Source organism: Alteromonas sp. a30, from assembly GCF_026788005.1.
Lineage (GTDB): Bacteria > Pseudomonadota > Gammaproteobacteria > Enterobacterales > Alteromonadaceae > Paraneptunicella.
This window is the reverse complement of record NZ_JABEPE010000051.1, coordinates 1-3,518: the sequence shown is the minus strand read 5'-3', so window position 1 is coordinate 3,518 and position 3,518 is coordinate 1. Positions and strand designations below refer to the sequence as shown.

At 33.3% G+C, this 3,518-nt stretch carries 2 protein-coding genes; one reads left to right on the top strand and one right to left on the bottom strand.

Annotation, left to right across the window (positions count from 1 at the left end):
- The first annotated feature begins 14 nt into the window (after positions 1-14).
- Positions 15-2,636, top strand: coding sequence for a tetratricopeptide repeat protein (locus HJG39_RS18940; protein WP_268411946.1), 2,622 nt, complete (start codon positions 15-17; stop codon positions 2,634-2,636).
- Between the two features lie 26 nt (positions 2,637-2,662).
- Here HJG39_RS18940 and HJG39_RS18935 read toward each other — a convergent pair.
- The coding region (locus tag HJG39_RS18935) for a class I SAM-dependent methyltransferase (RefSeq protein WP_268411944.1) at positions 2,663-3,518 on the bottom strand (856 nt) is incomplete at its 5' end.

Below are 3,518 nucleotides of genomic sequence, written 5' to 3'. Positions count from 1 at the left end.
GATAATTAAGAGTTATGCAGACTAAATTAGCAATAAGTCATGAACTACCTGACTTTCCCTTTATAAATAGAAAGGAGGATAAGAAAGTAGTTCGTGACTTTATCCACAATAATAACTCAACTTTAAGAGTAATGTGCTTGGTTGCTGAAGGTGGTGTGGGGAAATCGCGCTTAATGCAACAAATTTTTGATACCATCAAAAATGATCAAATTGTATTCTCACTAAACCGTCCAGAACAGCGAAATACAAGGGTTTCATTACTAGGCCAATTATTCTCTCAATTGACAAGAATAATAGATAGTCAAGGAACTGAGCACAGACGAGCTAAGTTCATGACTTCAATTAGAAAATTCGAAAATACCGTATCTAATGTTATAGTTGCTGGAGCACATGCTTTTGGGTTAGGAGCAATTGCTAAGGAAGTCATTAATGCTGCCGAGAATTATAGTTCCTCTCCATTTGAATCTAAAAGCCTTAAAAATCACAATCAATCAATTGTAACTCTTGCTAAATCAATAATAAAAATAACAAAAAAAATCCCAATTCTAATAATGCTTGATGATTTACATTTCGTACAAAATGAAGAGTTGGATGAGTTTACCTATTTTTTGTCGTTATTAAATTTAAATCAAAATGATAAAATTAGAATCATTATAGCTAGTCGCCCAGAGATGCTTGACTCCAGTGCTATTTCAAATACGATTCGTGAGTTAAGTCAATCTGGAGTTCTCGTTAACTACTTTTTAGATAAACTCGAGTCAAGTGATTTGATGAAAATTGCAGTCACAACAATAGAGAACTCAATATTAGCTCAGCCATTAATTGATAAAGCAAATGGTAATCCTCAGCTTTTACTAAATGAAATAATTGACTTAAACTTAAAAGGCTATATAAAAAAAAGAAATGGTCTTCTGATACTTCCAGAAAATGAAACTACACTTATCAATAACGAAAAAATAGACATAGACCCTTTATTTCGTGAACAAAATACTGCTCGGCTTTTAGCCCTAATTGCATTCATAATTCACTCGGTTGAAGAAAAACAATTCGATTTAATAAGTAAGTTAGTTGGACTAAATTATCTAGAAGAATTTTATGAACTGGCTGAGAAGTTATGTGTCGAGAAAATATTATCTATTGACGAAGGTGGGGCAAGTTTATCAATAAGATTTCAACATGATCTATTAAAAGAGAGAATTATAAAACATGTGTTGCATTCAAACCCAATATCCAAAAGAAAATACATTTACTTCTTAAAAAGCTCAGGAATAAAAATAATAAATCATTTTCAGCCTAGTTTAATGAAGTTAGTTCAAAAGTATTCTGATATTTCAATAAAGGTAAACAATGTTGTTGAAGTAGGTTATATTGATTTATTAGTTCGAACATTAAAGTTACCGGCCTTTTCAACGGAAGACTCTAGAAAAGATTTCGATCTTTTGATCGGTCTGATCAGACTATGTAATTATAGTAAGCTTTATTCACACATATGTGCAATGACAACGAAAGTGCTCACTTTGCTCCAAAATGACAGTATAGAATATTCAAAAGAATTAAATATCTATTGTGTCGAGATTTTGGTCAATGCCAACTACCAAGTTGGTGAATATAAAACAGCTTCTGAAATTGTTAAAGAGAGTGAAGAATACTCTGCAATGTGTTTGTATCAAATAGGCATGTCCATGCTAATTCTTAAACAATCAGGTTTTTCCCTTTCTAGAGTTCTTAGATTAATTGAGTCAGGAGCTTCCGATGACTGTAATACTGCTCTCTTAAAGTCACTCCATGCAATAGCTTTATCTGAAACAGGTCATGTTGAAGAAGCACTGGTAATTCATGAAGAAAGTATATTGGAGTACGAGTTAAACAAATCAAACAGTTTATCTTGGAATCTTTTTGGTCTTATGTCTGCTCTTTTTTGGCAGAATTCAAACACCACAAAGGTTTGCGAAGATTCATACGATTTCTTCTTTAGAAATAGAAACTCTAGATTTGAAGGTATGGCACTACATAACCTTGCCGCGTGTTACTTAAATGAAGGTAAATGGGAAAAAGCAAAAAAGTATTTCGAAGGTTCCATTCATATTTTAGATAATTGTTATCCTCATGAGTCTATTTTCCCGGAAAATAATTTGGCAGCTATGGAGATATTTGAAGGTGATTTTTCGTCGGCAAAAGAAAGGCTTTATAGGAGTATTTTTAGGACGTCATCAGAAGATTATCTAGCTACACTAAGAATTAACCTTGCGCTTGTCATGCTAGGAGAAGAAAATGAAGAGGAAGCACTTAGAATAATAAAGTTAGCCAATTCAAAAAAAGAAGTAAGACAACACACATACAAGCATGCTATCGCCACTTATGCCGAAGCATTTGTGTATTTCAATTCAAGAATGGACAACATATCTCTCGCTAATATTCAAGATTGGTATGATCGTATTTCGAATCTTAGTTATTGTCATTATATCTCTAGTTTTTGGAATGCTCTGCTAATTAGAATTAGTGACAATTCTAATATTTCTATCCCCTCATCTTTCAAACTGGAAGTTTTTGATTCGATAAGAATTAGAGATTCCCATTTTTTTTCTCCAAATAAATCCTTATTTAGGCCATGTATGTTTGTATTTGGACATATCTGAAAGAGTGTTGTTTAAAGACAAAACCTTTAACTTTTTGTCCATATGATTTGCATTTCTAATGTAGAAAAATAGAAATCAGATTTATTCAGAATGTAGTTTGAAGAACTAGGTTCAAAATAGTCAAGCCATATTTTCAGTTTAGAGGCGCAAATATTTAGACTCGCCTGTTCAGCAAACCAAAGAGCTTTTAGTCGAAGGTAGGTTTCTTCATGAGTGGTTAGTGGAGCATGAAATTGGATTGCATCTGTACTTAAATCATATGTAGATAGTTTCGCATCTTGAAATAAAGAAGGAAGATTACGCCCCATATGATTGTCAAATCTACCTATATTTATATTGTTCGTACAAGCAGCAAATAGAATTTCATGCAATAAATCTGCATCCACATGTGAAAAGATTGTAGCTGTATTATCCCACTGCCGTACAATGAAAATTCCATTTTGTTTCACGAAGTCAGAATGTTTCGCAATCAACTTAGAGGTATCATTGCTATAGGAATAGCAGTTTCCAGCATAAACAACGTCGAATGAACCCTTCGGAAAATCTAGCTTATTCATATCACATAGCTTGACTTGATAAGGAGCATACCCGTCCATATTCGGGTTACGAATAACTGCTTGTTGTAAAAGATCTTCCTCAATATCTATGCCATAAATGCTCCCAGCTGGCCCAATTTTCTCTCTAATTAAAGGAATCCAAAAGCCTGCTCCTGTGGCAATATCTAGAACTTTACTACCCGGCCTAATTGGCCATTTACTTACCACCGCTATTCGATGATCTCTTTTAGCTTCATGATGAGATATTAACCAGTCTAAAGATGCTAATGGTTTGCCTGATTTATGGTTTGCAACATTCATAAAGTAAGTATAACTCTTAATTATC